Here is a 14,079-nt window from a genome sequence, read left to right as displayed (position 1 = left end):
TGCGATTTTGATTGTGGCCTAGTTCAGCGAGGCGGTGACGCCATAGCCGTCGACCGCGCGGTGGTTGGTCGCTGCGTCGGCGGCATAAATGCCCAGGCCGCAGAGCACGATGGCAGACAGCATGACAAAAGACAGGAGAGCTGCTTTCACGGACGTCATCTCTGGTTAAGCTTTCTGCATCTGGGCACAAGGCGGTTACCAATGCGTTGAAACGATAAAATGCGTCTCAATGTTTCGACGATTTCGCGCTTCTAAGCAGATTCTGTTTCGCCGGTGTGTCGGCTGGATCACACAAAAGGTTCATGGCGGTTGCATCGACGATACAAAGCGCGCCCTCTTAGAAGAGCGGCCGGACACAAACCAAGAAAGAAGAATGTTGTCCCCAGACGGAAGCGCTGAGGCGTGCCAATTATGCCACGCTTCGCCCGATCGGGGTGGATGTTCAGATCGTCGCAACCCAGGCGCGGGCTATCGCCAGACCGGCGCTATCGGCGTCGGCGCCATTGCGGGCCAGTTCGTCGTCGAGACGATCGTTCCAGTCGGGATGACGCTCGGCGATCATAGCGGCGAAGGAGGTGCTCCAGTCGCGCACCATCGGCGTATCCGCCTCGAAGTGGAACTGGAAGCCATAGACGGCGCGGCCGAGGCGGAAGGCCTGGTTTTCGGCGATCGCGCTGCCGGCGAGCCGCACGGCGTTTTCCGGCAGGCCGAACGTGTCGTCATGCCATTCGAAGATCGGGAATTTCTCGGGCAGCGCCGCCATGACCGGATCCGATTTGGCGGCCGGCGTCAGCGACACCTTATGCCAGCCGAACTCGGTGGCCCCGCCGATCTGGTTGGTGCCGCCGAAAGCCCGCGCCAGAAGCTGACCGCCGAGACAGATGCCGAGAACCGAGCGATCCTTGTCGGCGAAATCGCGTGCCAGGTCGAGCAATGCGGGGAAATAGGGACAGATCTCGTCGTCGAGCGCGTTCTGGGCGCCGCCAAGCACCACGATGGCATCGTGCCCGGTGCTGTCGCCGGGCAGAGTTTCACCGCGATAGGGCTTGCGCAGGTCGATATCGGCGCCGGCTTCCACAAGGGCAGCGCCAATCTGGCCAAGGCCCTCATTGTCGAAATTCTGGACGACCAAAACCCGCATCGAAAACCTGCTGACATGAAAACGCTGGGGCGAGCGATATCATGCGGCCCGTGTTTCAGCCAAGATGCGTGCCGGAGAGAAAGCTATGCCACTGCAGAACCGGGTCGACCCTTTCGGCGCCATTCACGCCGTGCCGGAACGCGGCCTGTTCACCGGCAATCGCGGCATCATCCATGACCCCGAGACGAAGACGCTGCTGAGGAAGCGCTGGGCCTTGCCGGCCTGGATCATCTGCGTCTGCGAATTCGGCCACGTGCGGCGCGAGCCGATGGGCCGCAACAGGCCTGGCGGAAAGGCAGGTTGGACGGAGCTGTTCTTCCTAGATGAGGTGACGGCGCTGGCCGCCGGCCATCGGCCCTGTTTCTTCTGCCGGCGTGAACGGGCGACCGACTTCATCAGCCGTTTCGGCAAGGCGTTCGGGATTGAAGAGCCGCGCGCGCCGATGGTCGACAAACGGCTGCACAAGGAGCGGCTGGCTTCCGGCGGACGGCCGCCTCTCGTGACCGCGCCGGAGCTTAGCGGCTTGCCGGATGGAACCATGATCGCGTACGGCGACACCGCCTATGCGCTGCGCGGCGGCAAGGCACGCAAATGGTCGTTCGCGGGCTATTCGAGTCTCATCGCCTTCGATCGCCTCACCGGCGGGTCGCTGCGCCTGCTGACGCCGGCGACCACCATCGCGGTGCTGCAGCAAGGCTTTGCACCGGTCTGGCATCCAACCGCCGATGCTTGACGCCGCAGCCGGCCTCGCTCATCGCCAAGCAGATATCCGTGGGATGTCCCACGATTATCTGCTTAGATTCCCTTGTTTTTCGCAGGTTCTGATCGCAAAACCGCGGGACACTTTTGCGGAACCTGTTTGAGCCATGCGCGCCAATTACAAAATGCAGCGGCTGTTTGTGCCTGACGATCTCGGACCCGGCCTCGAATTCGACGCCGGACAGCAGCAGAGCCATTATCTCGCCCATGTGCTGCGGCTCGGCGAAGGCGCCGAGGTGCTGCTTTTCAACGGCCGCGACGGCGAATGGTCGGCGTCGGTCGCTGCAAAGTCCAAGAAGGCGGTCCGGCTGAAGGTGCTGGAACTGCAGCGGCCGCAGCCGCCGCTGCCGGACCTCGTCTATTGCTTTGCGCCGCTGAAGCAGGGCCGGCTCGATTACCTTGTGCAGAAAGCGGTCGAGATGGGCGCAGGCATACTGCAGCCTGTCATCACCCAGCACACGCAGGTGGCGAAGCCCGGCATCGAACGGCTGCGCGCTAATGTCGTCGAGGCGGCCGAGCAATGCGGCATCCTGGCAGTGCCTGAGGTGCGCGAAGCGGAGAAGCTGGAACGGCTGCTCGCCAGTTGGGACCAGGAGCGGCGGCTGATCTTCTGCGACGAGGATGCCTCGACCAACAATCCGCTGCCGGCCCTGCAGGCGGTAAACGAGAAGAAACTTGCGCTTCTGGTCGGACCTGAGGGCGGGTTTTCCGAGGACGAGCGCAAGATGCTGAGGGCCCTGCCATTCGTCACCGCCATCCCGCTCGGGCCGCGCATCCTGCGCGCCGACACCGCGGCGGTGGCGGCATTGGCCGTGACCCAGGCAACGATCGGCGACTGGTAGGACGTTGCCTTCTTCCCTTTTGCGAGAAGGTGTCGCCGAAGGCGACTGATGAGGGGTGTTCCAGAAGACACCCGCCTCTCACTCCGCTGGAACACCCCTCATCCGTCTCGGCGCTACGCGCCGATCCACCTTCTCCCACAAGGGGGAGAAGGGAAGGTAAGCCATGCAGATCAAATCCAGTTGAGCTGTGGCTCAGGATTTTTCGCTTGATCGGCTACTGACATTTCGTCCATCTAGCGCCCGGCGGCCAGTTGATGGCTGCGGAGGGCTTTTTAATGGCGCGCGACACAACCGATACCCAGCTCATCGAAGGCGTCGACGAACTTGTCGGCTATCTGGCCGACGGCAACAAGCCGCGCGACAAATGGCGCATCGGCACCGAGCATGAGAAGTTCCCCTTCTATGTCGACGGCAACGCGCCGGTGCCCTATGGCGGCGAGCGCGGCATCCGCGCCATCCTCGAGGGAATGCGCGAAAAACTCGGCTGGGATCCGATCATGGATGCCGGCCGTATCATCGGCCTGGTCGAGCCGACCGGCCAGGGCGCGATCTCGCTGGAGCCCGGCGGCCAGTTCGAGCTTTCCGGTGCGCCGTTGGAATCGATCCACCAGACCTGCCGCGAGGGCAATGCGCATCTGGCGCAGGTGCGCGAGATCGCCGAGCCGCTCGGCATCCGCTTCCTCGGCCTCGGCGGCAGCCCGAAATGGTCGCTGGCCGATACGCCGAAAATGCCGAAGTCGCGCTACGAGATCATGACGCGCTACATGCCGAAGGTCGGCACCAAGGGCCTCGACATGATGTACCGCACCTGCACGATCCAGGTGAATCTCGACTTCGAGAGCGAAGCCGACATGCGCCGCAAGATGCAGGTGTCGCTGAAGCTGCAGCCGCTGTCGACGGCGCTGTTTGCCAACTCGCCCTTCACCGAGAGCCGGCCGAACGGCCTGCAGAGCTGGCGCGGCGACATCTGGCGCGACACCGACAACCAGCGCTCCGGCATGCTCGAATTCTGCTTCTCGCCCGATTTCGGCTTCGCCGACTATGTCGAATGGGCACTCGACGTGCCGATGTATTTCGTCATCCGCGACGGCCACTATCACGACATGACGCGCTATACGTTCCGACAGTTCATGGCGGGCGCTGCCCGCAATGAACTCCCTGACGGCCTGCCGACGATGGGCGACTGGGCAAATCATCTCTCGACCCTGTTCCCCGACGTGCGCCTGAAGCGTTTCCTCGAAATGCGCGGCGCCGACGGCGGGCCATGGCGGCGCATCTGCGCCCTGCCCGCCTTCTGGGTCGGGCTGCTTTACGACGAGCAGGCGCTTGACGCCGCCGAGACGCTGACCGCGAGCTGGACCTACGAGGAAGCGCTGGCGATGCGCAACGCCGTGCCGGAACAAGGCATCGCGGCGCCGTTCCGCAACGCCACCTTGCGCGACGTCGCCCGCGACGTGCTCGCCATCTCGCGCATGGGCCTGAAGAATCGGGCCAAGAAGAACCGCGACGGCTATGACGAGACGTCGTTTCTCAATACACTCGACGAAGTGGTCGCCCGCGGCACCACCAGCGCCGAGGAGATGCTGTCGGCCTACCACACGCGCTGGGGCGGCTCGATCGAGCCGGTGTTCATGGAATATGCGTATTAACCGTCCGGCATGCGCCGAGCGGTTGGGCGCCAAAAGCCGCTTCAATCGGTGATGGAAACGAACTAGGCTCTCCGATGAGGATATTCTCGGAGGAGAACCCAAATGCCTTCCCTGTTCGACATTTTCGCCCAGGCCCAGAACGGCGCCGGCATGCAGGCGCTGGCACAGCAATATGGGCTTTCGATGCAGCAGACGCAGGCCGCGGTGCAGGCGCTGCTGCCGGCATTCTCGCAAGGGCTGCAGCGCAACACCGCCGATCCCTACGGGATGGGCGCGTTCATGACGGCAATGGCGAGCGGCCAGCACGCCAAGTATTTCGAGGACGCCACGAGGGCCTTTTCGCCGCAAGGCATCGATGAGGGCAACGGCATTCTCGGCCATCTGTTCGGCTCGAAGGATTTGTCGCGCGCCGTGGCAGCCCAGGCCGCGCAGGCGACGGGCTTGAGCCAGCAGGTGCTGCAGCAGATGCTGCCGGCCATGGCTTCGATGATGATGGGCGGGCTGTTCAAACAGACCAACAATCAATTGAGTGGGGGGCAGATGCAGGCCGCCGGCTTCGGCGGCAGCGGCAATCCGCTTGGCGAGATCATCGAGCAGATGATGCGCCAGGGCGGCCTCACGCCGGCACCGCAGCCGGCGCCCTATGGCGAGAACCCGCTCGGCAAGGTGCTGCAGGACATGTTCGGCGGCGGCACGCAGCTGCCGCAAAGTCAGCCCCAGCAGGCCCCCAGTCCGTACGGCGAAAACCCGCTCGGGAAGGTGCTGCAGGATATGTTCGGCGGCGGCGCGACGCAGCAGCCGCAGCAGACTCAACCACAGCAGCCGCAAAGTCCCTATGGCGACAACCCGCTGGGCAAGATCTTCGAGGAGATGCTGCGCCAGGGCGGCGGCGGTTTCGGCATGCCTGGGGGACAACCGGCGCCGCAGCCGCAGCAGAGCGCGCCGCAACAGCCGCAAACCAATCCGAGCGGCCGGCCGCGAAACCCGTTCGACGACATCTTCGGCAAGATGTTCGAGACCGGTGCCCGGCAGCGCGACGAATATGAGAAGAGCGTCGGGACGATCTTCGACCAGTTCAAGCGCGACATGGACCGGCGGTGAGTTATCGAACGCCCCCGGAACGACTTTCGTGAGCAAGAGACTCGAACAAATGCGCCGCAATCCCCGCGGCGACTGGTCGATGCGAGATGTTAAGGCAGTTTGCGACGAGGCCGGCATTCAATGCGTGCCGCCGAGATCGGGCGGTTCGCATTACAAAATCTACCACACGGCAATGGCTGACATTTTGACGGTGCCTTTCAAACGCCCGATCAAGCCCGTATATATTCGAAAACTCGTGTCCTTTATCGACGAGGCAAAAAAGCATGACGGACAAGCTTGAATATCCTGTCGTCATCGCACCACTCTCGATTGAGGACGGTGGCGGGTTCTCCGCTTATGTCCCGGATCTTCCCGGCTGCATGAGCGATGGCGAAACTCCCGAAGAGGCCATCGCGAATGTTCAGGAGGCCATCGCGGCTTGGATAGAAGCTGCGCATGAACTTGGCCGGTCAGTGCCAAGACCGTCGAGAAAATTGGCTTTCGCCTGATCCCCTGAGACGCCTCCCAGAGAGAGGCGCGGTCAAAAAAATGCCCGGTCCTGGGGGAGGAACCGGGCAATGTGCAGGCTGGCCGGCGGGGAACCGGCAGGGAGTGTGGGAGCCTGCATGAAACTTGGTCGCGCCGAGCCGTGAAAAGGTTCAACGCGACCGGAAATTCCGGGCAATGCGGCCGTTCAGGCCACCCGACGAGCAAGATCCTCGATCGTGTCGGCGCGCTCGCTGGCGATGGCGCGCAGCTTCACCGTCGGATCGCGCCCGAAGGGCACGGCGACGGCGACATGAAGGTCGGAGCGCGTCAGGCCGATATCGGCAAGCTCGGCGTCCGACATCTCGCCCAGGCGATAGAAGGCACGGCGGTTTTTCCAGGCGACATAGGCGTTGGCGAGAGCATTGAGCACGCGCGTCGCAACGGCCGGACGCGTGGTGATGCGCGGGGTCTCGGAAGCGAATTCAATCGTGGTCATGTCAGTCTCTCCTTCCAGGAGTCGAGCGGACGAAACCAGGCGATCGGCGCCTTGGGAGAAGCGCCGTTCCGGTTTCCATTCACATGCTGTCATGTGGACAATGCCAATTTGCCATCGCGAGATTGATTAATCCAACGAATGTTTTTAATCTGTAGCATCAACATCAATGATAGGTTGGACCGATGAAAGCGCCGCTCGACCTCGATCAGTTGCAAACCTTCATCTCGATCGCCGACACCGGCAGCTTCACCCGCGCGGCCGAGGAGGTGCATCGGACACAGTCGGCAGTGTCGATGCAGATGCGGCGGCTGGAGGAGCGGATCGGCAAGCCGTTGTTCGAAAAGGACGGCCGCACCAACAAGCTGACCGAGGAGGGCGAAAGGCTGCTTGCCTACGCGCGGCGGCTGATCCATCTCAACCGCGAGACTTTGGCCGCCTTCGACGACCAGCGGCTCGAAGGCACGATCCGTATCGGCACGCCGGACGATTATGCCGATCGCTTCCTGCCCGAGATCATGGCGCGTTTCTCGCGCTCCAACCCGCGCGTCGAACTGACGGTCGTCTGCGAGCCGACGCCGGGGCTGGTCGAGCACATCAAGCGCGGCAATCTCGACCTGGCGCTGGTGACGCATAACGATACGCGCGGCCAGTCGGAAGTGGTACGGCGCGAGCCGCTTTTGTGGGTGACGTCCGCCAACCATGCCACTCACGAACAGGAAACCCTGCCGATGGCGTTCGGCCGGCCGAACTGCATCTGGCGGCGCGCGGCGGTCGACGTGCTCGACCGGCAGAACCGCGAGTATCGCGTGCTGTTCTCCAGCTTCTCGGCCACGGTGATCACCGCGGCCGTGCTTTCCGGCCTGGCGGTCTCGGTGCTGCCGGAATGCGCGCTGCGGCCAGGCATGCGCGTGCTCGGCGAGGCCGACGGCTTCGGCCAGTTGCCGGACTGCCGCATCGGCATCATGCGCGGCCAGACCTCGCAGCCGGAGATCGTCGACGCGTTGGCCCGCCACATCGCCGAAAGCCTCGACAACATTTCCGTGCCCCTCAGCGAGGAGGCGGGAAGCTTGGACTTCGCCGCCCTCGCCTTCGCCAAGATGAAGCGGGTCAAGGCGAACCAGATCATGCCAGGCTGGTAGAGTCAGGCGCGAGCGGCGGAACGTTCCCGGTCGGCAGGTGAAACACCCGGCAGCGCAAGCAATTGGCCGGGCTCCAGCGGTGGCGACAGCAGATAGCCCTGCAACTGGCGGCAGCCCATGCCGACCAGCAAGGCCTTTTGTGCATCGGTCTCGACGCCTTCCGCGGTTACCTCGACCTTGAGCGCCTGCGCCAGCTCGATCAGTGTCTTGGCGATTGCGCGCGCGCTTTCGTCCTCGTCGAGCAGATGCACGAAAGAGCGGTCGATCTTCAACTTGTCGATCGCCTGGCGGCGCAGATAGCTCAGCGAGGAATAGCCGGTGCCGAAATCGTCGAGCACGATGCAGATGCCGGATTGACGCAGCGCGGCAATCACCGTGCCGATCGTATCATTGTGCTCGAGCAGCACGCTTTCGGTGGTCTCAAGCTGCAGGCGACAGGGATCGAGCCCGGTTTCGCTCAGGATATCGGCGACCTGTCCGGCAAAGCCGATGTCACGCAGCTGCATCGGCGAGATGTTGACCGCGATCCAGGGCAATTCGGTCCCGGCGGCAAAGCGGCAGGCTTCGCCCAGCGCCCATTTGCCCAAATCGCCGATGAGGCCGCGCTCTTCGGCGATGGCGATGAATTGCGCCGCCGGCAAAGCGCCGTGCACTTCATGGCCCCAGCGGATCAGCGCTTCGGCCCCCAGTATCGCGCGGCCGTCGGCCGCGAAAACCGGCTGATATGCGAGCTTGATGCCACCTTCGCCCTCAAGCGCCTTGCGGAGTTCCGATTCGACCTTGCGCTTGCGCAACAAGAGATCGTCCATGTCGCCGGCAAACAGCTCGTAACAGCCACGACCGTTCTTCTTGGCCTCGTAAAGCGCGATGTCGGCCTTGCGCAACAGCTCGTCCGCATCGGTGTCCGATCCAGACGACAGCGCGATGCCGACGCTCGCGCTGACGAAGACCTGGTCGTCGATCAGCCGGAACGGCTCACGCAGCTTCAAGAGCAGCCTTTCGGCGATGTCCTCGGCGCTTCCGACGTCGGGAACGTCAAGCAGGATGACGGCGAATTCGTCACCGCCGAGCCGCGCGACGGTATCGACTTCGCGGATCGTATGCTTGAGCCGCGCCGCCGTCTGGCGCACGAGCTCGTCACCGGCCGGATGGCCGAGCGTGTCGTTGATATGCTTGAAGCGGTCGAGGTCGAGATAGAGCAGCGCGACGCGCGTCTTGTCCCTGCTGGCGAACAGCAGCGTGCGCCGCAAGCGGTCCTCGAACAGCGCCCGGTTGGGGAGGCCGGTGAGCGTGTCGTGGAAGGCGAGATATTGCGCCTGGTCCTGGCTGGTCTGCAGCGCCGTCGAGGCCCGACGCAACCTGCTCAACAGGAATACCAGCACGCCGCCCGCCAACAGCAGCGCGATCGCCAAGGCAGGAGCGATCTCGCGCACCAGAGCAAGGCCGGGCCGTAGCTGGTCCCAGCCGATATAGCCGAGGATGACGCCGCGCGAATCGACCAGCGGCACCGCGGCTGGGCCAGCCGGCTGTGACAAAGGCACCAGCCGCGCGCCATCAAGCAGGTACTTTCCGGCGATCTTGCCGATCACCGCGTTATTGATGAATTCGACCGACACATGCAGATATTCGGTGCCTTGCGCCTGGCTGATCCTGTCCGAGCTCGGCAGGAGCGGCGCGACGCTGACGATCGCTGGCGCGCCATCGAGGGACACCAGATCCTCGGCCACCATCTTCGCAGGCTGGCCGTACGCATCGGTCTGCGGCGGCCCAGCCAGCATGCGACGCAGTTTTTCGATGATTGGAAGAAGCGTGGGCTGGTCCTCGCCATAGGCGGAAGCGTCGACCACCTTGCCCTCGCGCATGGCGTGGATCGCATGATTGGCGGCGTCGAGAATATAGACCCGGTTGTGACCATAATAGGTGTACATCCAGACACTGAGATTCTCTTCGATCCAGGTCTGGTTGCCTGCCCTCACATTGATGATCGCGTCATCCCAGACCGAAACGCTTTCCTGCTCCCGCTGAACAGACGCAATCTGGTCCTTCAAACCATCGGCGATGAACATCTTTTGTCGTACGAGCGAGGCATCATCGGCCTGGCTGGTCGCGTAGAAGCCGAAGCCCACGACGATGGCTAAAGCGAAAGTGGCGAGCGTCAGCACGGTCAGCGTGACCTGACGGGTCAACGGGCTGCTGTTTTGGCGTGCGCTCATCAGGTCCCCGGCCGGCTCTTCTGGGCCTGTCAAAGCAAATCGGGCTTAAGATCGCGTTATGATATTGGCGCGGTTTCGCCGCGCTTGACGCGGGCCGATAAGCGTTCCCCAATCGCGCAATGAGTGAAACAGCAACCGAATCACGCAGCAACGCCACCGAATATACGGTGAGCGAGATTTCCGGCGCGCTGAAGCGCACTGTCGAAGACGCCTTCGGCAATGTGCGGGTGCGTGGCGAGATTTCCGGCTATCGCGGCCCGCATTCGTCCGGCCACGCTTACTTCGCGTTGAAGGACGACCGCGCGCGGATCGATGCGGTGGTCTGGAAGACCACCATGGCGCGGCTGAAGTTCCGCCCCGAGGAAGGCATGGAGGTGATCGCCAGTGGCAAGCTGACCACCTATCCCGGCAAATCCAACTACCAGATCGTTATCGACAATCTGGAGCCGGCAGGCGCCGGCGCGCTGATGGCGCTGCTCGAAGAGCGCAAGCGCCGGCTGCAGGCCGAGGGCCTGTTCGATGCCGGCCGCAAGCGGCGGCTGCCCTTCATGCCTCAGGTCATCGGCGTCGTCACCTCGCCGACCGGCTCGGTGATCCGCGACATCATCCATCGCATCAAGGACCGGTTTCCGCTTCATGTGCTGGTGTGGCCGGTGAGGGTCCAGGGCGAGACGACGGCCAGGGAGGTGACCGCGGCCGTCAACGGCTTCAGTGCGCTGACATGGGACGGACCCATCCGCCAACCCGATCTGTTGATCGTGGCACGCGGCGGCGGCAGCCTTGAGGACCTCTGGGGCTTCAACGACGAAGGGCTGGCGCGTGCCGTTGCGGCGTCCTCCATCCCGGTGATCTCGGCCGTCGGCCATGAGACTGATACGACGCTGATCGACTTCGTCGCCGACATGCGCGCGCCGACGCCGACGGGCGCGGCCGAGATCGCCGTGCCGGTCAGGGCGGATCTGGAGGCTACCTTGGCCAGTCTTGCCGCGCGGCTCAACGCCTGCGCCTCGCGGCATTTGGAACGCAAGCGCCAGGCCGTGCGCGCCGCGGCGCGCGCGCTCCCCTCGCCCGACCAGTTGCTAGCGCTGCCGCGCCGCCGTTTCGACGATGCGACCAGCCGCCTCGGTCGCGGGCTGACGGTGAATATCGAACGCAAGCGGGCGACGCTGGAGCGGCAAAGGCTGACGCCGGCAACCCTGTCGCGGCGCCTCAATGAAGCGCGCACGCTGACCGGCCGCGATATTGCGCGGGCGCGAGCCGCGTTCTTCGCCATCGTGCGCGAAAGGCGCACGCGGTTCAAACGCACGGCAGCAAGGCTGTCGCCGGCGCCGATCGTGCGGCGCCAGAAGCAACAGGCCGACACGCTGGCAGCGCTGTCGCGCAGGCAAGATCAGGCGACGGCGCGGCGCCTCGACCGGCTGCGCGCGGCTCTTACCCAGGCGGACCGGCTGCTTTCAACATTGTCGCACAAGGCCGTGCTGGCGCGCGGCTTCGCGCTGGTCAAGGATGCCGAAGGCGCCGTCATCAAGCGGGTCGCGGAGCTGGCGCCGGGCGCGGCGCTGCAGCTGGAATTCGCCGACGGCACTGCCGAGGCCATCGCAACCTCCGGCGGGGCGCGGCCGAAGCTGGCCGGAAAATCGCCCGCCAAGGCCAAGGAGCCGGGCAATCAGGGTTCGTTGTTCTGAGGTCTGAATGAGCGACCACGACCCGCATCTTCGCACCCCGTCGGGCAAGCCGCGCCTGCGCTCGTTCGGTATCGCGCTCGATGGCACGCCGGGCCTTTTCAACGCCATCACCGACGTGCCGGGCGTGTCGGTGGGCTACACGACGCTCATTTCAGGCGACGGCCCGCTGCAGGTCGGAAACGGTCCGGTGCGCACCGGCGTGACCGCGATCCTGCCAAGGCCAGCTCAGGAACTCGCGACGCCGGTGTTCGCCGGCGTGTTCAGCCAGAACGGTAATGGCGAGTTGACCGGAACGCATATCATCGAGGAAACCGGTGCCTTCAATTTCCCGGTCACCATCACCAACACGCATTCCTGCGGCGTGACCCGCGATGCCACCTTGCGCTGGATGCATCGCGTCTTGCCGGCTGCGCTCGATAGCGGCTGGGGCCTGCCGGTGGCGGCAGAGACCTATGACGGCTTCCTCAACGACATCAACGGCCATCATGTGAGCGTCGACCATGTGACCACGGCACTCGACAGCGCCAGCGGCGGCGCCATCGAGGAAGGCAGCGTCGGTGGCGGAACCGGCATGATAAGCTTCGGCTTCAAGGCCGGATCCGGCACCGCCTCGCGCATCGTCGGATGGCGGGACCGGCGCTACACGCTTGGTGTTTTCGTGCAGGCGAATTTCGGCAAAAGGCACAATTTCACCATTCGCGGCCGGCGTGTCGGCCCGGAATTGGCCCAACCGGCCATCCGCGAGGGCACGCCGCGCGCCGAAAAGGGTTCCATCATTGCCGTCATCGCCACCGACGCGCCGTTGCTGCCGCATCAGATGAAGCGGCTCGCCCGGCGCGTGCCGCTCGGCATTGCCGTGACCGGGGGCTATGGCTATCACAGTTCTGGCGATATTTTTCTCGCCTTCTCGACCGCCAATGCCGAGGCCGCGCTTGCGCCTTCAGGCCGCATCGCCCGCGCGGAATTCATCCCGGACGTCGACATCGACCCGTTCTTCGACGCGGTCGTGCAAGGCGTGGAGGAAGCGATCCTCAACGCATTGGTTTCCAATGCGGATATGACGGGGCGCGACGGCAATTTCGTGCCGGCGCTGCCGAAGGAATGGCTGGAGGAAAAATTCGGCTGAGAAACGGCGCCGCCGGCCCGTGGCAGGCCGGTGTTTATTCCGGTTTGTCCGGGTTGACTTCGCTGCTGCCCTCTTCAACGGCTTCCTCGAGGCGCGACGCGATCAATTCCTGGATGTCGCCGACCTCTTCCTGGATGTCCTCCAGCAGAATGCCTGCCTCGGCGGCCTTGGCGCAGCATTCCTTCGCAAGGGTCTCGGCCTGCTTGTCGATCTTGATCGGCAAATGCTGGCATTGGACTTTCTCGCCAATCCATCCGCGCAAGAACTCGATCGCATGTTCACTCATACTGCTTTTTTCCCTAGCGGCAAAGCCGGTTGGTCGTCATGAACGTCCGCATCCCTGCAAAGGATGCATGCTCCATTCGAGCCGAGTCGGCCTCGACCGGCAAGACACCTTGTCCATGGGACAATATATCTCGCCCTAGAGACAAGAGAGCTTGCCCATGGTCCGCGGAGCCGAAGGAATGGAAGGGTTCAAGGTGCACGTTCAGATCATCGAGAGTGATGGTACCGTTGGCTGGGATCGAACCAGCGACCTCCGGATCCACAATCCGGCGCTCTAACCAGCTGAGCTACAACGGCCTGCCTGCCTGAGCTGGATCGAGGTGAAAGCTTCATTCTCCGTGATCCGCTCTGTCGTTCGGCGATGCGTCAAATACGGGCTATCGGATTCTAATTCAAGGGCCTTGATAAGGTAAACGATTGGTTTCCTCATTCGCCTTTCGTCAAGGCAAAAGAAAAGGCCGGCGGGAGGAGGTGCCGGCCTTTTCCTGTTACGAGCCAGCGGGAGGAGGTGCTGGCTGGTCACCCCGGAAATGGAGGGAGGAGGTTCCATTTCCGGGTATCTGATTGCTCAACCTATCGCACGACTATTTGTCTGACGAAATGCGACGTTTTGATGCATCGCAAGGTTGTGCGCTGAAATCAGGCGGCCTTGACGTCCTTCATCGCCTTCTCGAAGGCGCTCTTGACCGGCTTGGAGACGTCCTCGACCGCCTTGGTGGCAACGGTCTGGAACTCCTTGGCCTGCTCAACGGCCATTTCGACGCGCTTGCGCAGGAAGGAGGTCTGCAGCTCGACGACTTCCGAAAGGGTCTTCGCGCCGACCAGGGCTTCGAGGTGCGAGAAGCTGGCCTCGGCATTGGCGCGCAGCGCGGCGATGGTCTTCAGCGAAACGTCGCTGGAAACGGTCTTGGCGGTCTCGTAGGTCGACTCCAGAACCTTCTGGGTCTCCTCGGCGCCGGTCTTCAGCTTGGCATAGGCTTCCTTCGACTGCTCGACGCCCTTCTCGGCGAAGGCGCGGATCTGGTCGGTGGCCTTGGAAGCATCAAAGCTCGGGAATTCGACGTTTTCGATGGTCTCGGCGGACTTGGCAGTGGTCTTGGACATTTTCCAACCTTTCGCGGCAGCGGCTTTGACAGAAAGCCGTCTCGTTCATGTATGATGGCAATATAACGGAT

Annotated in this window: 15 protein-coding genes and 1 tRNA gene; 9 read left to right on the top strand and 7 right to left on the bottom strand. The window is 63.5% G+C overall.

Annotation, left to right across the window (positions count from 1 at the left end):
• Positions 1-18 precede the first annotated feature (18 nt).
• Positions 19-150 carry a hypothetical protein gene (locus CK219_RS32675; protein ID WP_263481599.1) on the bottom strand — a complete coding sequence of 44 codons (132 nt, stop codon included), beginning with the start codon at positions 148-150 and terminating at the stop codon, positions 19-21.
• Between the two features lie 292 nt (positions 151-442).
• Positions 443-1,141, bottom strand: a complete 699-nt coding sequence (locus CK219_RS28910; RefSeq protein WP_095769964.1) for a type 1 glutamine amidotransferase — start codon at positions 1,139-1,141, stop codon at positions 443-445.
• Between the two features lie 85 nt (positions 1,142-1,226).
• Here CK219_RS28910 and CK219_RS28905 point away from each other — a divergent pair, with 85 nt between their 5' ends.
• The 6 genes from CK219_RS28905 to CK219_RS28880 all read left to right on the top strand — a co-directional run bounded on the left by CK219_RS28905 (position 1,227) and on the right by CK219_RS28880 (position 5,980).
• Positions 1,227-1,874, top strand: a complete 648-nt coding sequence (locus CK219_RS28905; RefSeq protein ID WP_095769963.1) for a hypothetical protein — start codon at positions 1,227-1,229, stop codon at positions 1,872-1,874.
• Positions 1,875-2,007: 133 nt separating this feature from the next.
• A complete protein-coding gene (locus CK219_RS28900) occupies positions 2,008-2,742 on the top strand; it encodes a 16S rRNA (uracil(1498)-N(3))-methyltransferase (protein WP_095769962.1) in 735 nt (244 codons plus the stop codon).
• Between the two features lie 275 nt (positions 2,743-3,017).
• A complete protein-coding gene (locus CK219_RS28895) occupies positions 3,018-4,391 on the top strand; it encodes a glutamate--cysteine ligase (RefSeq protein WP_095769961.1) in 1,374 nt (457 codons plus the stop codon).
• A gap of 102 nt (positions 4,392-4,493) precedes the next feature.
• Positions 4,494-5,492, top strand: coding sequence for a DUF937 domain-containing protein (locus CK219_RS28890; RefSeq protein ID WP_095769960.1), 999 nt, complete (start codon positions 4,494-4,496; stop codon positions 5,490-5,492).
• Between the two features lie 28 nt (positions 5,493-5,520).
• A complete protein-coding gene (locus tag CK219_RS28885; protein WP_095769959.1) occupies positions 5,521-5,772 on the top strand; it encodes a hypothetical protein in 252 nt (83 codons plus the stop codon).
• Positions 5,756-5,980, top strand: a complete 225-nt coding sequence (locus tag CK219_RS28880; RefSeq protein WP_095769958.1) for a type II toxin-antitoxin system HicB family antitoxin — start codon at positions 5,756-5,758, stop codon at positions 5,978-5,980. Before CK219_RS28885 ends, CK219_RS28880 begins: the two co-directional genes overlap by 17 nt.
• Before the next feature lie 185 nt (positions 5,981-6,165).
• On the opposite strand, the gene CK219_RS28875 is transcribed toward CK219_RS28880, so the two are convergent.
• Positions 6,166-6,456: a DUF1127 domain-containing protein gene (locus CK219_RS28875; RefSeq protein ID WP_095769957.1), complete on the bottom strand. Its 291-nt coding sequence runs from the start codon at positions 6,454-6,456 to the stop codon at positions 6,166-6,168.
• A gap of 182 nt (positions 6,457-6,638) precedes the next feature.
• Between CK219_RS28875 and CK219_RS28870 the strand changes: the two genes are divergently transcribed.
• The gene (locus CK219_RS28870; RefSeq protein ID WP_095769956.1) at positions 6,639-7,595 is read left to right on the top strand and encodes a LysR substrate-binding domain-containing protein; all 957 of its coding nucleotides are present in this window, start codon (positions 6,639-6,641) and stop codon (positions 7,593-7,595) included.
• A 2-nt stretch (positions 7,596-7,597) separates the two neighbouring features.
• Here CK219_RS28870 and CK219_RS28865 read toward each other — a convergent pair whose 3' ends face one another.
• The gene (locus tag CK219_RS28865) at positions 7,598-9,808 is read right to left on the bottom strand and encodes an EAL domain-containing protein (RefSeq protein ID WP_095769955.1); all 2,211 of its coding nucleotides are present in this window, start codon (positions 9,806-9,808) and stop codon (positions 7,598-7,600) included.
• A gap of 119 nt (positions 9,809-9,927) precedes the next feature.
• On the opposite strand from CK219_RS28865, the gene xseA reads away from it, so the two are divergent.
• Both xseA and CK219_RS28855 read left to right on the top strand, forming a co-directional pair.
• Positions 9,928-11,493 (top strand): exodeoxyribonuclease VII large subunit, encoded by a 1,566-nt coding sequence (gene xseA, locus CK219_RS28860; protein ID WP_095769954.1) that lies wholly within the window; start codon positions 9,928-9,930, stop codon positions 11,491-11,493.
• Between the two features lie 7 nt (positions 11,494-11,500).
• Positions 11,501-12,619: a P1 family peptidase gene (locus tag CK219_RS28855; protein ID WP_095769953.1), complete on the top strand. Its 1,119-nt coding sequence runs from the start codon at positions 11,501-11,503 to the stop codon at positions 12,617-12,619.
• A gap of 34 nt (positions 12,620-12,653) precedes the next feature.
• Here the strand turns inward: CK219_RS28855 and CK219_RS28850 are convergent, their stop codons facing one another.
• The 3 genes from CK219_RS28850 to CK219_RS28840 form a co-directional block, all read right to left on the bottom strand.
• A complete protein-coding gene (locus CK219_RS28850) occupies positions 12,654-12,905 on the bottom strand; it encodes a DUF768 domain-containing protein (RefSeq protein WP_095769952.1) in 252 nt (83 codons plus the stop codon).
• Between the two features lie 219 nt (positions 12,906-13,124).
• Positions 13,125-13,201 (bottom strand) — tRNA-His (locus CK219_RS28845).
• 342 nt (positions 13,202-13,543) lie between these two features.
• Positions 13,544-14,008 carry a phasin gene (locus CK219_RS28840; protein ID WP_095769951.1) on the bottom strand — a complete coding sequence of 155 codons (465 nt, stop codon included), beginning with the start codon at positions 14,006-14,008 and terminating at the stop codon, positions 13,544-13,546.
• Between the last annotated feature and the right edge of the window lie 71 nt (positions 14,009-14,079).

The sequence above is a fragment of the Mesorhizobium sp. WSM4313 genome, from assembly GCF_002294725.1.
In the GTDB taxonomy this organism is placed as follows: domain Bacteria; phylum Pseudomonadota; class Alphaproteobacteria; order Rhizobiales; family Rhizobiaceae; genus Mesorhizobium.
Note: the sequence above shows the minus strand (reverse complement) of the source record. Positions and strands in the feature narration are given on the sequence as shown.